Raw genomic sequence first — 17,312 nt, 5'->3', positions numbered from 1 at the left:
TAGAAAATAACATGCCTTTTCTAACAGATATGATGAAAAATGCAGCTTTACCATGAGTGGTTTTAGTGGCTTGATTTGATAAGGTTTTGGGAATTTTAATCACTTATGGTATAATAAAAGGTAAGTTAGATAGGTGGAATAGCGTTTTGAGAAAAAGTTATCGGGTAAAAACAGAAAAAGACTTTAGTTTGATTTTTGATCAGGGAAAAAGTGTGGCCAATCGTAAGTTTGTTGTCTATTTTTTGGTCAAAGATCAAGCTCATTTTCGAGTTGGTTTATCAGTTAGCAAGAAGCTAGGTAATGCTGTTGTTCGTAATGGCATTAAACGACAATTTCGCCACTTATTACAAGAGTTTTCTCCTCATCTGTTAGCCTATGATTTTGTCGTCATTGCTCGAAAAGGAGCGGAGGAACTTAATCATCAAGACTTCAAACAAAACCTGCGTCATGTGTTAAAATTAGCAGGACTTTACCAGGAAGGGAATAATCATGAAGAAAAAACTAATGTTTAGCATATGGATTTTAGGAGCACTTTTATTCCTATCAGCATGTGGTCAAGAACCTGTAACCAGTCAGTCAAAGGGCTTGTGGGATAGTTTGGTTTATCTCTTTGCCCAAGCCATCAAAGGACTGGGTTTTGGGGGCCAAGTTTGGTTGGGGATTGTGCTATTTACCTTGCTGATTAGAACGCTTCTTCTGCCCTTGTTCAATATGCAGATGCGTTCGAGTCAGAAAATGCAAGAACTTCAACCGCAACTGCGTGCGTTACAGGTAAAATATTCTGGTCGTGACACAGACAGTCGTCTACATTTGGCAGAAGCCAGTCAAGCTCTATATAAGGAGTACGGCGTCAATCCGTACGCTAGTCTATTACCACTACTGGTTCAGATGCCAGTGTTGTTGGCCCTTTATCAAGCGCTGACTCGTGTGGATTTTCTCAAATCAGGAACATTTTTCTGGGCAGAGATTGCCCAACCAGATCCCTATTTTATCCTACCTGCTCTAGCAGCCATCTTTACTTTTTTATCGTCTTGGCTGATGAGTAAGGCTGCAGTAGAAAAGAACGGTGTCATGACAGCAATGACTTACATGATGCCAATCATGATTCTATTGATTAGTTTTAGCTTGGCAAGTGGAGTTGTCTTGTACTGGGTGGTGTCAAATGCCTATCAAGTTTTCCAAATTTTACTCTTGAACAATCCTTTCAAGGTGATTGCTGAGCGTGAACGTTTGGCCCAAGAAGAAAAAGAAAAAGCGTCCAAAATTCGCCGTGCACAAAAGAAAGCACAAAAGCGTAAAAAATAAGGAGACAAGTATGGTTTTATTCACAGGAAAAACTGTTGAAGAAGCAATTGAAAAGGGCTTGAAAGAATTAAACTTGTCACGTCTGAAGGCTCGTATTCAAGTGGTTTCTCGAGAAAAAAAGGGGTTCTTGGGTTTTGGTAAAAAACCTGCTCAGGTGGAAATAGAGTCCATTAGTCCAAGTCAGTCTGCCAATGTGTCAAAAAATCAAGAACGTGACCTTTCCCAAACGTTTGGTGATACAAGAGAGCTTCGCAAAGTAACCAGCATTATCAAACGTTTGGAAGAACGTGGCGAATTGCCGGTAGAGTCAGCTCCAATAGAGGATTTGTCGGAATCTAAGATTTTCTCAAAGGCTCTTTTGAAGGAAACTTTGGGTTTAGATTTTGAACAAGACAAGCAATTGGTAGAATCAGAAATAACCGATGAGCAAGTTATTCATGAAGATAGTGAACAAGTAGGCGTCACAGAAGTAACAGAATCAGTGGTCGAAGTTCACGATCCTCAAAAAGACGCGGTAGAGTTAACTGAATCGACTAATGAGCAATTAAATCAAGCGATAGAGCAAGTTGTCAATTATGTGCAAACAATTGTTGATGAAATGGATGTCGAGGCTGACATTGCAGTTAGTCATCAAGGGCGACGTATCAAATTGCAGATTGATACCTCAGAAGCTGGTCGTGTGATTGGTTATCATGGTAAGGTTTTGAAGTCCCTACAATTACTGGCTCAAAACTTTTTACATGACCGCTATGACCGTCAATTTGTGGTATCAATCAATGTGCATGATTATGTCGAGCATCGCATGGAAACCTTGGTTGATTTTACTCAGAAGATTGCAAATCGTGTCTTAGAGTCAGGTGAGGCCTATACGATGGATCCGATGAGCAATCAAGAGCGTAAGGTGGTTCATAAGACCATTTCCAAACAAGAAGGAGTAACCAGCTACTCAGAAGGTAGCGATCCGAATCGTTATGTGGTTGTAACCCCAATTAACTAGGAAAAGAGAGGAGCTCCCTCTCTTTTTATCTGCACAATTTGACCGTTGACGATTTAATATTAGCCACTTAGCCCAAGTTTACCCACAAGGTGTCTTTTATTTGCTATGATAAAGACAAGAAATGAGAAAGGAGAACACCATGAAATGGCAGTTTAAGGAAGACGTCACACAAAATGAATTAAGTGTCACGATTAGTAAGCAAGCCTACGATCAAGAAGTCGCTGCCTTGGTTTCTTATCTGGATGATTTTAGTCATGGAACAGCCACGATGATTCCCATAAAAACAGCCGATAGGATAGTCATGCTTGCAGTAGCTGATGTAGTTTTGGTTGAAGTATCTGGCGATGATTTGCTTATCAAAACTGAGCATCAAACCTTGGTTTTTCGAGAACGGTTGTACCGCTTCAAGGAAAAACTACCTACGACAGATTTTGTACAAGTTTCTCGTCAGACCATTATCAATATCAATCATCTCAAAAGTTTAGAGGCGAGTTTTTCAGGTAATCTGTTAGCCCATTTGACGGGTGGTTTGAAAACTAGCGTTAGTCGCCGTTATGTAAAAGATTTAGAAAGGATTTTAGGGATATGAAAACATTATTAAAATCATTTATCATTGGAGTAGGAATTGGAGCAACCGTCTTTTTATGGCAAGTTGTTACCATTGGCTTTGTGCCGACAGTTTATCAAGTGCTTAGCGTGTTAGGCTTTAGTGGCTTGATGGGAGTGGCAGCCTTGATTTTCGATTTGAAGAATATTAACTTTGTCAATCGCTTATTCTTGCATTTTTGTAGTATGTTCCTGCTTGTTGCGGGGATGCTTTTGTCAAATCAATGGTTAGATATGACAGAAATCTTATCTTTTGTGCCTGGTTTTGTGATGATTTATGGCATTGTATGGTTGGTTTTGTTTATTTACAATCTAGTTGTTTCAAAAAAGATTAACCAGCATTTGAAGAAAAACCTTGACAAGTAAGGTTATCTAATATAGAATGATAGAGTATGTTTAGTATCTGATCAAAAATAGCCGGCTAAACTAATACGAAAATCTATGAGGAGGTTCCTATCGTGAAACGTACTTATCAACCAAGTAAAATTCGTCGTCAACGTAAACACGGTTTCCGTCACCGCATGTCAACTAAAAACGGTCGTCGCGTACTAGCAAGCCGTCGTCGTAAAGGACGTAAAGTATTATCTGCATAAGATAAAAAGAACCAGCAGTAACTCGAGTCTGCTGGTTCTTCTTTGTTTATTGTTCTTTGGGGACTTCTTTCATCAGATAGGTTAGGAATTTTTCGCCCATTTTCGAAAGATTGGCCTTTTGATGTTTCAGGTAAACGATTTCGATTTCGTCGTCAATATCTAAGGGGATGGATGCGATGTTATGGTCATTAAGTTGGCTATTGATGATACCCGTCGCCAAGGTATAGCCCTTTAGACCGACCATGAGATTAAAGAGAGTGGCACGGTCACTGACCACGATGGACTTTTTATGTGACATTTGAGAGAGAATTTCCTCTGAAAAATAAAAGGAATTGTGAAAGCCCTGATCATAACTTAGGTAGGGAAAGTCAGCTAGTTCATCAAGGCTGACTCGCTCACGTTGTGATAAAGGGTTGTCCTTGCTGACAAAGATATGGGGATGGGCTTTGAAAAGACTAGCATAGGTCAGTTGATTGTCTTCAAACATCTTAGTTAGCACATCACGGTTATAGTTGTTAAGAAAGAGTACACCGATTTCTGAGCGAAAATTTTTCACGTCATCAATAATTTCCCAAGTCCGTGTTTCACGCAAAAACAGTTCGTATTGGCTCATGTCGATTCCTTTTAACAAAGCCACAAAGGCATTGACTACAAAGGAGTAGTGCTGAGAAGAAACGCTAAACAGTTCACGATTGGGCGTTTGATTTTTATAACGTTCTTCCAAAAGAGATGTCTGCTCAACGACCTGTCTAGCATAGGACAGAAATTCAACGCCATCTCTGGTTAGGGTAATCCCTTTTGAATGGCGAATAAAAATCTCAATCCCCATTTCTTGTTCGAGTTCACGAACGGCATGAGAAAGACTGGGCTGGGTAATAAAGAGCTGCTTGGCAGCTTCATTGATACTGCCGGTTTCAACAATTTTGATAATATAATGAAGTTGTTGGATACGCATAGTCCTATTTTAGCACAAAATAGCAGATAAAAATTGAAAAAAAATATATTCTGTGATAAAATGAAGTGATAATTTAAGAAATAATTAAGGCAAAGGAATGCTATGGCAAAAAGAAGTCGAAAGAACCGCAAAAAGCAAACAAGTTTAGGTGTTGTTAATTTAGCCTTGTTGCTATTATATACCCTTGTTTCAGTCCTTGTGGTTTTTACCATGTATTCATATCAATTTTTGAATTTTAGTCAAGTTAATAACATTTATACAGGTGCCTTAGCCCTTATTTTTATTGTTAGCTTACTATTTGTATTATTAAGAAAAGCACCACGCCTAACTGCTATTTTACTATCTGTATCTACCTTCCTTGGTGTCGTCACGCTATTCTTTTTCAAGTCGGCTATTGATGTTACAGGAAAACTTAATGAAACAGCCTCGTTTTCAGAAGTTGAAATGAGCGTGGTTGTTCCAAAAGATAGTAATATTTCAGATATCTCTCAGGTGGCAGATGTCCAAGCTCCATTAGGTCGTGATAGAACAAACATTGAAAAGGTCATCAATCAGGTACAAGCAGAAAAAAATCACACCTTGCAAGTACAAGATGTCGAGTCTTACTCGGTTGCTTATGATAACTTGTTGGCTGGTTCAAGTCAAGCAATGGTTCTAAATAGTGCCTATGCAAGCCTACTAGAAGCAGATTACGATAGTAAACTCAAAACAATTTACACTTACAATATTAAAAAAGAAGTCACAACTGCTGCTCAAACCAAAGAAATTACCGATGCAGATGTCTTTAATGTCTATATCAGTGGTATTGACACTTATGGTCCGATTTCATCGGTTTCACGTTCAGATGTCAATATCATCATGACGGTCAATCAAAAGACCAAGAAAGTTTTGTTGACAACGACCCCTCGTGATTCTTATGTGCAAATCCCTGACGGTGGAAATAATCAATATGATAAATTGACTCACGCGGGGCTATACGGGGTTGAAGCGTCCATGAAGACACTGGAGAATCTGTATGGGATTAATTTGGATTATTATGCAAGAATCAACTTTACGTCCTTCTTGACCTTGATTGATCAGGTTGGTGGTATTGAAGTTTATAACGACCAAGAATTTACCAGTTGGACAAATAGCAAATATACTTTCCCAGTGGGAAATGTGACCCTAAACTCTGAGCAAGCCTTGGCATTTGTCAGAGAGCGTTATTCATTGGCTAATGGTGATAACGACCGTGGTAAGAACCAAGAAAAAGTTATTGCTGCAGTCATCGGCAAGTTAGCATCTATCAATTCTATTTCAAACTTCTCTGCCATTATTAATGGCTTGAGTGGTTCGATTCAGACTGATATGCCTTTGTCAACAATGATGACACTTGCTAACGGCCAACTAGAGTCAGGAGCAAACTACGAAGTTATCTCACAAGCTTTAACAGGAACAGGTTCAACAGGTCAACTGCCATCATATGCTATGCCAAATGCTAGCTTATATATGATGTCGATTGACGAGAATAGTCTGGCTACTGTTAAGCAAGCAATTACAGATGTTATGGAAGGTCGCTAAATGATTGATATTCATTCTCATATTATTTTTGATGTTGATGATGGCCCAAAAACATTGGAAGAAAGCATTGCCTTGGTTACAGAAAGTTACCAGCAAGGTGTTCGAACGATTGTGGCAACATCTCATCGTCGTAAGGGTATGTTTGAAACGCCAGAAGATAAAATTTTGGCTAACTTCCAACAATTACAAGCTGAAATGTCAGAACGCTTGCCTGATTTAACCCTGCTATATGGTGGTGAGCTATACTACTCTGGGGATGTCCAAAAAGGATTAGAGAACCAGACCATTCCCACTATGGCAGGCACACGTTTTGTCTTGATCGAATTTAGTATGGCAACCCCTTGGAAAGAAATCCATAAGGCAGTTACAAAAATTTTGCTCTTAGGGATTACACCGATTATTGCCCATATCGAACGTTATAATGCCCTAGAATTTGACAAAAAACGTGTCAAAGAGTTGATTAACATGGGCTGCTATACACAGGTCAACTCAAGCCATGTCTTGAAACCAAAGCTATTTGGCGATAAAGCCAAGTTGTTCAAAAAACGAGCAAGATTCTTTTTAGAAGCAAATTTAGTTCATTGCATTGCCAGTGACATGCATAATCTAGCTGAGCGTAAGCCCTACATGAAACAGGCTAGAGAGATAATTGCTAAAGATTTTGGCTCAAAGCGTGCCAAAGATTTATTCGAAAATAACCAACAAACATTATTAGAAAATGAGTTTATATAGGAGAAAAAATGGATACACAAAGCTCTAAGCATTTAGAAATTGATATTTTTTATTTATTGAAAAAATTGTGGGGCAATAAGTTTTTAATTACTTTAATTGCAGTTATTGGTGCAACATTAGGATTGTTGATTAGTCTTTTTCTGATTACTCCAGAATACACCTCAACTACACGTATTTATGTGGTCAATCAAAGCTCTAATACTAATAATATTACCACTCAAGATTTGCAAGCTGGTGACTATCTTGTTAATGACTATAAAGAAATCATAACCTCAAATGATGTTTTGTCAGCAGTGATTCAAGAAAACAGCTTAGATTTGGAATTTTCTGAATTATCTAAAAAACTATCTGTGTCAATACCAACAGATACGCGTGTGATCTCTATTTCAGTAGAGGATAAAGATCCTCAAGAAGCAAGTAAATTAGCAAACTCAATTCGTGAGGTTGCTGCTGAGAAGATAAAAGATGTTACTCGAGTGGAGGATGTTACCACGCTTGAAGTAGCTAAACCAAATGATGAGCCGTCCTCTCCTAAAATTAAGCGAAATCTTATTCTAGGTGCTTTAATTGGAGGAGTTATTGCTATCGCAGGGCTTCTATTGTTGGAAATTTTAGATGATCGTGTAAAACGTCCAGAAGATATTGACGAAGTTTTAGGAATGACGTTATTAGGTGTTGTTCCAGATACTGATAAATTATAAGAGGAGAAGTTATGTCACAATTAGAATTAGTTAGAGAAAAAGCTCTACTAGCTAAAAAGGCTGAGGAATATTACAATTCGATTCGTACAAACATTCAGTTTAGTGCTGCCAACTTAAAAGTCATTGTTCTGAGTTCAGTACAACCTAATGAAGGGAAGTCAACTACCTCAACTAACCTAGCAATTTCTTTTGCACGAGCAGGTTTTAAAACGTTGTTGATTGATGCAGACACGCGTAATTCTGTTATGACAGGAACATTCAAAGCTACTAGTCGTGTTACAGGTTTATCTAGTTATTTGTCTGGTAATAGCCAACTATCAGAAGCTATTTGTGAGACGAATGTGGAAAATTTGATGGTTATTCCGTCTGGTCAAGTACCACCTAACCCAACTAATTTGTTGCAAAATTCTAATTTTAAGATGATGTTGGATACGGTTCGTAGTCTCTTTGATTATGTTATTATTGACTCACCTCCAATTGGTTTGGTCATTGATGCTGCTATTATTGCTAAACAAAGTGATGCTACGATTATCGTAACAGAATCAGGTAGTATCAAACGTAAATTTGTTCAAAAAGCTAAGGAACAATTAGAACAAAGTGGTGCCTTGTTCCTAGGTGTTATTTTGAACAAAGTAGATCCAACGTTAGATAGCTACGGTTCATATGGTGGTTATGGCCGTTATGGCGAGTACGGGAAATCATCTAAACCAACTAAGAAAAAGCGTAAGAGAAAAGAAAAAAACTAAAAGTAAGGTTAGGAAAGAGGAAACTATGACTCGTTCACAGACGATTTATATCAAGATTATTAAACGATTTTTTGATATTATCATTGGTTTAATAGGGACGGTATGTCTTCTTTTTCCTAGTTTTATTGCCATTTTTGCAATTTATAAATACAAAAAGTATGACGGTAGTATCTTTTTCACGCAAGATCGCTTTGGTAAGGATGGTCGTCCGTTTAAGATTATTAAGTTTCGCTCTATGGTGGCAAATGCAGAAGAATTACTAAAGGCTGATGAGGCACTATATCAGAAATATATTGCTAATAGTTATAAATTACCACCAGAGGAAGATCCACGTTTGACTTCTATTGGAGCCTTCATTCGCCGAACAAGTATTGATGAGTTTCCGCAATTTATTAATATCTTAAAAGGAGATATGAGTTTTATTGGCCCTCGTCCGATATTAGCTGATGAGTTAAGTGAGTATTCACTTGATCAACAGAAATTATTATTATCTGTGAAACCAGGAGCGACTGGCTGGTGGCAAGTGTCAGGACGAAGCGAGGTCTATTATCCAGAAAGATGCGAATTAGAGCTTTATTATGCAGAAAACATTTCATTAAAATTAGATTTAACCATTATGCTATTAACAGTTAAAAAAGTGTTGATAGGGCATGGGGCACATTGATTATAAGGTTAATTAGCGATGACAAAAAGGTATCAATCAGTTAAAGTCAATTTCATTATGAATTTTATTTTAACTATTTCCAATTTTATTTTTCCTTTAATCACATTTCCTTATGCTTCACGAGTATTGGGAGCGAGTGGTGTTGGAACAGTAACTTTTGCTAGTTCAATCATATCTTATTTTTCTATGATTGGTATGTTAGGTGTTCCGACTTATGCGATACGAGCTTGTGCAAAAATCCGTGATAATCAAAGAAAACTAGAAAAAACTGTTCAAGAGATCATGCTCTTAAACATAATTGTCATGTTAGTTGCTGTAGTTGCTTTGGCAATCACAGTGATTTCAATTGAACGATTGAACCAAGAAAGAACGCTATATCTAATATTATCGTCAACACTTATATTTAATGTTTTGGGTGTGGATTGGTTATATCGTGCCTTAGAACGATATTCCTATATTACTATTCGTTCTATTATCTTTAAATTTCTCGCTCTACTTTTATTATTGTTTTTGGTAAAAAGTTCAGGTGATTATGTTTTATATGGAGCTATTGGAGTAGTAGCTTCGGTTGGTTCTAATTTCTTAAATTTTATTAACTTAAGAAAAATTGTTAGTTTAAAACCAACAGAAAAATTAGACATACGACCTCATATTAAACCAAGTTTAACCTTTTTCTTATTATCTGTATCAACGACAATTTATCTTAGTGTAGATACAACTTTGTTAGGTTTTATGGCAAATGATGAAGCTGTAGGTTATTATTCAGCGGCAGTTAAACTGAAGCAAATTTTAGTTGGGGTTGTCACATCTCTGGGAGCTGTTTTATTACCTCGCTTATCACATTATCATGAACAAGGCAAACACGAAGAATTTAACGGGTTAGTGCAAAAAGCGATTAATTTTATTTTTGTCATAGCAATCCCATTGATGGTGTACTGTATTTTGATGGCTAAAGATAGTATATTATTTTTATCAGGTCAATCATTTTTACCAGCCGTGCTACCAATGCAATTTATTATGCCAACTGTTCTTTTTATTGGTTTATCGAATTTAATGGGGATTCAGGTATTAGTTCCGACAAATCGTGAGATTTTAGTTGTCTATTCGACAATTGTTGGAGCTGTTGTCGATATTGTTTTAAATGTTTTATTGATTCCACAAATGGGAGCAAGCGGGACAGCACTTGCCGGTAGTATTGCGGAGTTTTCAGTCGTAATTGTTCAAATCTATTTCTTAAAAGATCTTATTATTACTTTATTAAGAAAGAGTTCAATTACCAAAGTAGTACTTGTGACTATTTTGGCAGGTAGTTTGACAGGATTATTTAGACAAATAGTATCAATAAACCCTTTTGTAAACTTGATGTTAACAAGTGTATTGTTTTTTGGTAGCTATGGTCTATTGTTGTTATTGAGTGGCGAATCATTTATACAAGAAGTTTGCCAATCATTACTCAGAAAAATAAAATATAGAAATTAAAGGAAAAAAGAATGTCACAATATGATTATTTAGTTGTTGGAGCAGGTCTTTTTGGAGCAGTTTTTGCTCACGAGGCTGCTTTGAAAGGTAAAAAAGTTAAAGTTATTGAGAAACGTGATCACATCGCAGGAAATATCTACACACGCGAGGAAGAAGGTATTCAAGTTCACCAATATGGTGCACATATCTTCCACACGTCAGACAAGGAGTTGTGGGATTATGTTAATCAATTTGCTGAATTTAATCGTTATACCAATACCCCAATCGCTAACTACAAGGGAGAAATTTACAATCTTCCTTTCAACATGAATACCTTTAATAAATTATGGGGTGTGGTAACACCAGAAGAAGCGCAAGCTAAGATTGATGAGCAACGTTCAGTTCTTGGTGGTAAAACACCAGAAAACTTGGAAGAACAAGCAATTTCTTTGGTTGGAACAGACATCTATCAAAAGTTGATTAAAGACTATACTGAAAAACAATGGGGCAAGGCTTGTACTGAATTGCCAGCCTTTATCATCCGTCGTTTGCCAGTTCGTTTGACTTATGATAATAACTATTTCAACGATACTTACCAAGGTATCCCAATCGGAGGTTACACACAAATTGTTGAAAAAATGTTGGCACATGAAAATATTGATGTCGAAGTTAATGTTGATTTCTTCGCCAATAAAGAGCAATACTTAGCAGATTATCCAAAGATTGTCTTTACAGGGATGATTGATGAGTTCTTTGACTACGAGTTGGGTGAGTTGGAATACCGTAGTTTGCATTTTGAAACAGAAACACTTGATATGGAAAACTATCAAGGAAATGCTGTGGTAAACTATACTGATAGTGAAACACCTTATACACGCATCATTGAGCATAAGCATTTTGAATTTGGTACACAACCAAAAACGATTATTACTAAAGAGCATTCAAAAACATGGGCAAAAGGTGACGAGCCATATTACCCTGTTAATAATGATCGCAACAACCACCTTTACAAAGCCTACAAAGATTTGGCAGCAAAACAAGAAAATGTCATCTTTGGTGGACGCTTAGGTCATTATCGTTATTACGATATGCACCAAGTTATTGCGGCAGCTCTTCAATGTGTGCGTTCTGAATTAAAGGATTAGAGAGTTGAAAAACATAAAGATTATTGTCGCTACTCACAAACGTTTTCAAATGCCTGCTGATCAAAATCTCTACGTTCCAGTACATGTTGGTCATCAAGGTAAGGAAGATTTGGGTTATACAGGTGATGACACAGGGCAGCACATTTCACACCTAAATCCCTATTATTGTGAGTTGACAGGACTTTATTGGGCATGGAAAAATATGGATTGTGACTATCTAGGTTTGGCTCATTATCGTCGTTATTTGACAAAAAAAAGCCAAGCCTACCAAGAATCAATTCAAATTGATGATGTCATTTTGTCACAAGCAGATATTGAAAATCTATTACGTCAAGCAGATGTCATTTTACCAAAGAAACGACACTATTATATTGAAACCTTATACTCACACTATGCACACACGCACGGAGCCGAGCACTTGGATGTAACAAGAGAGATTTTGAAGGAGTTGTTCCCTGCAGATCTTGCTACTTTTGACCGTGTCATGAAACAACGTAGTGGCTATATGTTTAACATGTTTATCATGTCAAAAGAGTTGGTCAATCGCTATTGCGAGTGGTTGTTCCCAATCATTGACGAGTTGTATGCACGTTTGGATATTACAGGTTATTCTGCCTTTGATGCACGTTTGTTTGGTCGTGTGAGTGAACGTCTGTTTAACGTCTGGTTGGCAAAAGAAGCCTTGGTTATCAAGGAAGTACCGTTTATGTATATGGAAAAAGTTAATCTTGTTCATAAAGGGAAGTCGTTTTTGCAAGCCAAATTTCTAGGTAAAAAATATGGACAAAGTTTCTAAGAGGAGACTATGGATAACAAGTTAAAAATACAATTACATGAATTTATTTATTTTATGGCATTGATTCCTTATCTAATCGTTTCAATGTTAAGAACAACAATGTTTAGTATTCCTGCCATTACTTCAGATATTGTAATGGTTAGTCTCTTTTTTGCTGTTGTTAGTATTTTTGTTAAAGGTCAATTGAGCTTGCCTTATTTATCAACGATAGGATTTTTTACAATTTTAGGAGTGGTTATTTGGCGACAAACAGGACAATTTACGGTTGTAGAATCAGCTATTTTGTTAGCAGGTGCTTATAAAGTAGATGTTAGCAAAATCATGAAAATTTATTTAGTGATTGTTGGTGGTCTAACAATTATTGCCTTTTTAGCCTCTCAAGTAGGTATTATTGAAAATTTAAGATATATTCGTCCACGTTCTGGAATTGTACGAAATTCGTTTGGGATTATTTATCCGACAGATTTTGCGGCTCACATATTCTTTCTTTATACGACGATAATTTATCTATATGGTAGATATAAACATGTCTATTGGTTGACAAGTTTAGGTGTTTTTCTGGCATGGTTTGTTTATCGTTTCTCAGATGCTCGTTTGGATGCTGCTACGATAATGGTTTTATCTATATTGTACTTCTTGGTATGGCATCAAAAAGTATGGATTAATCAATGGTTAGGTTTGACATCTTGGATATTAATGATTGCATATCCGTTGATTTCTTATTGGTTAACAATTAATTATCGTTATGGTTATTCATTTTATCATGCAATTAATCGTTTGCTTTCTGGCCGTTTAGCTTTAGGACAAACAGCTTTACGTACTTATGGTGTCAAGTTGTTTGGTCAAAATATTTTATTTATTGGTAATGGTGGGACTTTGAGAGCTTCTAGAAGTTACAACTTTGTTGACAGCTCTTATTTGAAGATTTTATTACTTTATGGTTTGGTATTTTTAGCGTGCTATGTTTTGTTGATGGTCTTTTTTATCTTAAATCGTTCAAGAAAAAAAGATTATCTCTTTCTAGCAGTCTTTGCGATGATTGGTATTAATAGTATGGTTGCTCACCATTGGCAAGAACCTGTTTATAATATCTTTTCGATTTTAGTTTTTGCTAATTTTGATAAGTTAAAAACTAAATGGATGATAAAGAAAGGTTTAAGTGATTATGATAGAGAAGTTATTGCGATATCGCCAACAGCTAATCCAATCTCGCGTCAAAGTTGATTTGTTTTGGGAGAAAAAAGACGAGATCAATCAAATTCATTATCGAATGTTAAGAGAGTTTGATAAATTTTGTAGGGATCATGATATAGACTATTGGCTGGAAGGTGGCTCTTTGATTGGTGCTTATTTTCATCAAGGTATTATTCCTTGGGATGATGACTTAGATTTAGCTATGACTAGATCAAGCTGGGAAAAACTAGAGCAGTTAGTACCAACTTGGGATGATATGGTCTTGCAAACGTATGGTCAAGATAAGTATTTTAATAGTGTAAAATTTCATAAATTAAGAGATAAGACAAGTTATTTAAATGATGGTCGTTTTTGGTCATCTGCTTCTAATGAGTATCAAGGTTTGTTTATTGATATTTTTGTTTATGATGATACATCTTATTCTTCATATGAAGAGGCACCTGCAAGTCACAAAAAAGACGTTAATCTTCAACTAAGATGCCGTCAATTTTATGAGTTGTTTCATATTTTTCCATTTGAAGCATGGAATAGAAAGCGCTTGGAGCAATTAACTCGTGTTAGTGAAACAGATAAATACATGCGTTTGGATTATCGATGTACAACAAAAGACAACAAACACTATTTTTTGAAAAAATCTCAAATTTTTCCACTACAGCGGGTGAAGTTTGGCGATAATTATTATCTAGCACCAAGAGATATTGAAGGTTACCTTGCGAAGCAGTATGGCAATCTAGTCAAGTATCCTCCAAAAGAGAAACAAGTTCCAGCTCACATCATTGAATATTATAAAATTAAATAAAGGAATATTGAATTGAAGAATAAGGTATTAGCCCTAGTGGTAACTTACAATCGTAAGGATTTGTTATTAGAATGTGTAGATGCTTTATTGAAACAGGAATTAGCCTGTGATATTTTAGTAATTGATAATGCAAGCACAGATGGAACGCAAGAAGTTCTCAGTCCTTTTGTTATGTCAGGGCAGATTGGTTATATTAATACCGGTGAAAATTTAGGTGGTGCCGGAGGATTCAACTTTGCCTTAAAAGAGGGAGCAAGTCGTGATTATGATTATTTTTGGTTGATGGATGATGATACGATTGCTCATCCAGATACATTACAAGAATTTATGAATGCTGCAAATGCCCTAGATAATCATTTTGGCTATTTGAGTAGTTTTGCTAGATTTACGGATGGAAAACCGTGTCAGATGAACTTACAAGATGTAACAAAAGACTGGTATGAGGGAATTGAAGTTTATAATGGTTTGGTAAAAATTGAGAGAGCAACTTTTGTTTCTTTCTTTATTAAAAAAGAAACAGTAATGGCTTATGGTTTACCAATTAAAGAATTTTTCATCTGGGTGGACGATACGGAGTATTCTTTACGGATTGCAAAGCATTTACCTTGTTATCTTGTCCAGTCAAGTCAAATTACACATAAAATGCAAGTCAATGCTAGCACAGGTTGGCGGATTTTTATGAATGAGAATTCAGATCGTGTGGATCGTTATTTTTATAATGTTCGAAATAAATTTTATGTAAATAAGCAGAACGGTTTTCTTAGCTCTGTTAGTTACCTAGCTAAACAAGTTGTATTGTCTTTGTTACTGTTATTTGGCTCTAAACATTATCGTTTCAAAAAGTTTGCTATTGTTTGGAAAGGTGTTTTTGCCGGCTTGACTTTCAACCCACCGATTGAATATCTTGAAGAAAAGAAATAAAGTAAGATGATTAGTGTTGTTATCCCTTGTTATAATTGTGAAGAAACGGTGAGTTCTTGTTTAGATAGCTTGCTTAATCAAACTTATCAAGATTTTGAAATAATCTGTGTTAATGATGGTTCTAAAGATGACACGTTAGATGTATTAAAAACTTATCAAAAACAACATCCGCAGCTAAAACTGACTATTGTTAGTCATCATAATCAAGGTGTTTCTTTTACACGAAATAGAGGCATGGAATTAGCTCAAGGTACGTATGTTTCGTTTGTTGATCCTGATGATCTAGTTGATACAAGATTTTTAGAACTTCTTTATCAACCATATTTGATAGAAGACTGTCAGTTATCGGTTGTTGGTGTGCAAAAAACTAATGAAGAATCCATAAATCTGGATGGTGGCTTGGAATTTTTATCTAAAGAACAATACTTTCATAAGATTTTTAGAGACCCTATGGTTAAAGGCTATTCTTGTAACAAGCTCTATCGGTTGGATTTGATTAAGCAACAGCAGATTTTTTTCAAATCAGATTTGACAGTAATGGAAGATTTAGAATTTAATGTTCACTACTGTTCTTTTGTAAAAAAAGTTGCCTATACAAAGGAACAATTATATCATTATGTCATTCATCCAAAAAGTGTGATGAATAAGGGTTGGCAAGATGATAAGATGAGTGTTTTAAAAACGTTTTCTTATATGCGTCAATATCCTATGTCAAAAGAACAACAAGAACTAATAGCTTTGGACTATACTAGAAGTTTATTATGGTTGATAGGGCAACTTTATCGCACAGGTTCAAACCAAGATATTGTTCAATGGGAACCAAAACTATTAGAAGAATTGAGTAGAGAACAAGGATTATTTCTTCGCCGGGGTTATCAGGTTGGTTTGAAATATTATTTGTCTTATTTGTTTTTTAGCCTTAATAAAAGACTATTAAGGCTAGTCATTCGTTAGACGATTGATTTGAATTTTAATGTGATATTTTTTATTAAAAACTGGAGTCATAAGAGCTGTTATGGATTATGTTATTGAAACAAGAAATAAGGGACAACAGCATGCTGGAGCGAAAGCACCAGATGATGTTGTTACGATTTGTAAACAAAGAGGCATGGAAACATTAACTTTGCCGATTTTGACCTCTAAAAAAGGAAAATTCAGTATTCAGTTATGGCTACTCACAGTTTGTGTTTCTTTTTGGATTAGAACATTATTCAAGGTTAAAAAGGGTGATCGCATCGTTTGGCAACATCCGATTTATGGGGTTCGGTATGCTTATTTTTTCATTAGATTAATTAAAAAGTGGAAAAAGGTAACTTTTATTGCTCTCATTCATGATTTGGAAAGTTTACGTAGTACAGGAGGAGACTTCCATTTAATGAAATCTAGTACCTCTGTAATCGCTGATCAAGGTATTTTGTCTAATTGTGACTTTGTGATTAGTCACAATCAATTTATGACAAATTATTTGTTAGAAATAGGTATTGTAAAAGATAAAATTGTAAATCTGGAAATTTTTGATTATCTTTGTCCAGAAATTCCTGATCGTCGTGTTGCTCAATCACAGTCTTCTTATTCTGTATTAGTAGCAGGTAATTTGGAGTCAGCTAAAAGTGCTTACGTCTATCAACTGTTGGATATGGATTTAGACTTATCTTTATATGGCGTTCATTTTGAAGGAGATCTATCGGATAAACGTTACAAAGGAGCATTTCTACCAGATGAATTAATTAATCATCTTGATGCGAATTTTGGTATTGTTTGGGATGGTACTTCACTTGAAGAATGTACAGGAAATACAGGACAATATTTACGTTTTAATAATCCACATAAAACCTCTCTTTATTTGGCTGCTAAGTTACCAATTATTGTTTGGGATCAAGCAGCAGTTGCTAGATTTGTTTTAGATAATAATGTTGGTATTGTCATTAGTAGTTTAAAGGATTTACCAAAAGTTTTAGAGAATATTTCTATACAAGAGTATGAAATCATGTTAAAAAATGTAAATGATTTATCAGATAAAGTACGCAGCGGTTATTACACGAATAAAGCCTTGGATGCTTGTCAATAAGAGAAAACTCGTTAATGAACGAGTTTTTATTATTGCTCGGTCTATGATATAATGGAACAAGATAGAGAGATA

20 protein-coding genes are annotated in these 17,312 nt (G+C 35.8%); 19 read left to right on the top strand and 1 reads right to left on the bottom strand.

The annotated features are described in order from the left end of the window. The first annotated feature begins 146 nt into the window (after nucleotides 1–146). The 6 genes from rnpA (at nucleotide 147) to rpmH (ending at nucleotide 3,501) form a co-directional block, all read left to right on the top strand. Nucleotides 147–512 carry a ribonuclease P protein component gene (gene rnpA / locus FRX54_RS04100; protein ID WP_146461345.1) on the top strand — a complete coding sequence of 122 codons (366 nt, stop codon included), beginning with the start codon at nucleotides 147–149 and terminating at the stop codon, nucleotides 510–512. After that, nucleotides 490–1,305: a YidC/Oxa1 family membrane protein insertase gene (locus FRX54_RS04095; protein ID WP_146461342.1), complete on the top strand. Its 816-nt coding sequence runs from the start codon at nucleotides 490–492 to the stop codon at nucleotides 1,303–1,305. Before rnpA ends, FRX54_RS04095 begins: the two co-directional genes overlap by 23 nt. Before the next feature lie 10 nt (nucleotides 1,306–1,315). Continuing rightward, nucleotides 1,316–2,302, top strand: coding sequence for an RNA-binding cell elongation regulator Jag/EloR (gene jag / locus FRX54_RS04090; RefSeq protein ID WP_146461339.1), 987 nt, complete (start codon nucleotides 1,316–1,318; stop codon nucleotides 2,300–2,302). A gap of 139 nt (nucleotides 2,303–2,441) precedes the next feature. After that, complete coding sequence (locus FRX54_RS04085; RefSeq protein ID WP_146461337.1) at nucleotides 2,442–2,891, top strand: LytTR family DNA-binding domain-containing protein; 450 nt, start codon at nucleotides 2,442–2,444, stop codon at nucleotides 2,889–2,891. Beyond that, a complete protein-coding gene (locus tag FRX54_RS04080; protein WP_146461335.1) occupies nucleotides 2,888–3,274 on the top strand; it encodes a DUF3021 domain-containing protein in 387 nt (128 codons plus the stop codon). The genes FRX54_RS04085 and FRX54_RS04080 overlap by 4 nt, the downstream gene beginning before the upstream one ends. A gap of 92 nt (nucleotides 3,275–3,366) precedes the next feature. Beyond that, complete coding sequence (gene rpmH / locus FRX54_RS04075; RefSeq protein ID WP_000831903.1) at nucleotides 3,367–3,501, top strand: 50S ribosomal protein L34; 135 nt, start codon at nucleotides 3,367–3,369, stop codon at nucleotides 3,499–3,501. A gap of 46 nt (nucleotides 3,502–3,547) precedes the next feature. On the opposite strand, the gene FRX54_RS04070 is transcribed toward rpmH, so the two are convergent. Further along, nucleotides 3,548–4,456: a LysR family transcriptional regulator gene (locus tag FRX54_RS04070; protein ID WP_146461333.1), complete on the bottom strand. Its 909-nt coding sequence runs from the start codon at nucleotides 4,454–4,456 to the stop codon at nucleotides 3,548–3,550. Between the two features lie 102 nt (nucleotides 4,457–4,558). Between FRX54_RS04070 and FRX54_RS04065 the strand changes: the two genes are divergently transcribed. The 13 genes from FRX54_RS04065 to FRX54_RS04005 all read left to right on the top strand — a co-directional run bounded on the left by FRX54_RS04065 (nucleotide 4,559) and on the right by FRX54_RS04005 (nucleotide 17,240). Continuing rightward, nucleotides 4,559–6,016 carry an LCP family protein gene (locus FRX54_RS04065; protein WP_146461331.1) on the top strand — a complete coding sequence of 486 codons (1,458 nt, stop codon included), beginning with the start codon at nucleotides 4,559–4,561 and terminating at the stop codon, nucleotides 6,014–6,016. Further along, nucleotides 6,017–6,748, top strand: a complete 732-nt coding sequence (cps4B, locus tag FRX54_RS04060) for a capsular polysaccharide biosynthesis protein Cps4B (protein ID WP_146461328.1) — start codon at nucleotides 6,017–6,019, stop codon at nucleotides 6,746–6,748. 8 nt (nucleotides 6,749–6,756) lie between these two features. Next, entirely contained in the window at nucleotides 6,757–7,449 is a 693-nt protein-coding gene (locus tag FRX54_RS04055) for a Wzz/FepE/Etk N-terminal domain-containing protein (protein WP_146461325.1), read from the top strand. A gap of 11 nt (nucleotides 7,450–7,460) precedes the next feature. Next, complete coding sequence (locus tag FRX54_RS04050; protein ID WP_146461323.1) at nucleotides 7,461–8,195, top strand: tyrosine-protein kinase; 735 nt, start codon at nucleotides 7,461–7,463, stop codon at nucleotides 8,193–8,195. Between the two features lie 25 nt (nucleotides 8,196–8,220). Next, the gene (locus tag FRX54_RS04045) at nucleotides 8,221–8,859 is read left to right on the top strand and encodes a sugar transferase (protein WP_146461321.1); all 639 of its coding nucleotides are present in this window, start codon (nucleotides 8,221–8,223) and stop codon (nucleotides 8,857–8,859) included. 18 nt (nucleotides 8,860–8,877) lie between these two features. After that, nucleotides 8,878–10,338 carry a flippase gene (locus FRX54_RS04040; RefSeq protein WP_146461319.1) on the top strand — a complete coding sequence of 487 codons (1,461 nt, stop codon included), beginning with the start codon at nucleotides 8,878–8,880 and terminating at the stop codon, nucleotides 10,336–10,338. A gap of 11 nt (nucleotides 10,339–10,349) precedes the next feature. Beyond that, a complete protein-coding gene (glf, locus tag FRX54_RS04035; protein ID WP_146461317.1) occupies nucleotides 10,350–11,462 on the top strand; it encodes a UDP-galactopyranose mutase in 1,113 nt (370 codons plus the stop codon). 4 nt (nucleotides 11,463–11,466) lie between these two features. Continuing rightward, entirely contained in the window at nucleotides 11,467–12,258 is a 792-nt protein-coding gene (locus FRX54_RS04030) for a DUF4422 domain-containing protein (RefSeq protein WP_146461315.1), read from the top strand. A 9-nt stretch (nucleotides 12,259–12,267) separates the two neighbouring features. Further along, on the top strand, nucleotides 12,268–13,482 hold the full coding sequence (locus tag FRX54_RS04025; protein ID WP_146461313.1) for a hypothetical protein: 1,215 nt from the start codon (nucleotides 12,268–12,270) through the stop codon (nucleotides 13,480–13,482). Further along, a complete protein-coding gene (locus tag FRX54_RS04020) occupies nucleotides 13,439–14,251 on the top strand; it encodes a phosphorylcholine transferase LicD (protein ID WP_186652488.1) in 813 nt (270 codons plus the stop codon). The genes FRX54_RS04025 and FRX54_RS04020 overlap by 44 nt, the downstream gene beginning before the upstream one ends. A gap of 12 nt (nucleotides 14,252–14,263) precedes the next feature. Beyond that, the gene (locus FRX54_RS04015; RefSeq protein ID WP_261379628.1) at nucleotides 14,264–15,172 is read left to right on the top strand and encodes a glycosyltransferase family 2 protein; all 909 of its coding nucleotides are present in this window, start codon (nucleotides 14,264–14,266) and stop codon (nucleotides 15,170–15,172) included. 6 nt (nucleotides 15,173–15,178) lie between these two features. Further along, nucleotides 15,179–16,126, top strand: a complete 948-nt coding sequence (locus FRX54_RS04010; RefSeq protein ID WP_146461307.1) for a glycosyltransferase — start codon at nucleotides 15,179–15,181, stop codon at nucleotides 16,124–16,126. A 61-nt stretch (nucleotides 16,127–16,187) separates the two neighbouring features. Next, nucleotides 16,188–17,240 (top strand): galactofuranosyltransferase, encoded by a 1,053-nt coding sequence (locus FRX54_RS04005; RefSeq protein ID WP_146461305.1) that lies wholly within the window; start codon nucleotides 16,188–16,190, stop codon nucleotides 17,238–17,240. The last annotated feature ends 72 nt before the right edge of the window (nucleotides 17,241–17,312 follow it).

The sequence above is a fragment of the Streptococcus sp. sy004 genome (assembly GCF_007859205.1).
Taxonomy (GTDB): Bacteria; Bacillota; Bacilli; order Lactobacillales; family Streptococcaceae; genus Streptococcus.
The sequence above is the reverse complement of the archived record's forward strand: the minus strand, read 5'-3'. Positions and strand labels throughout refer to the sequence as shown.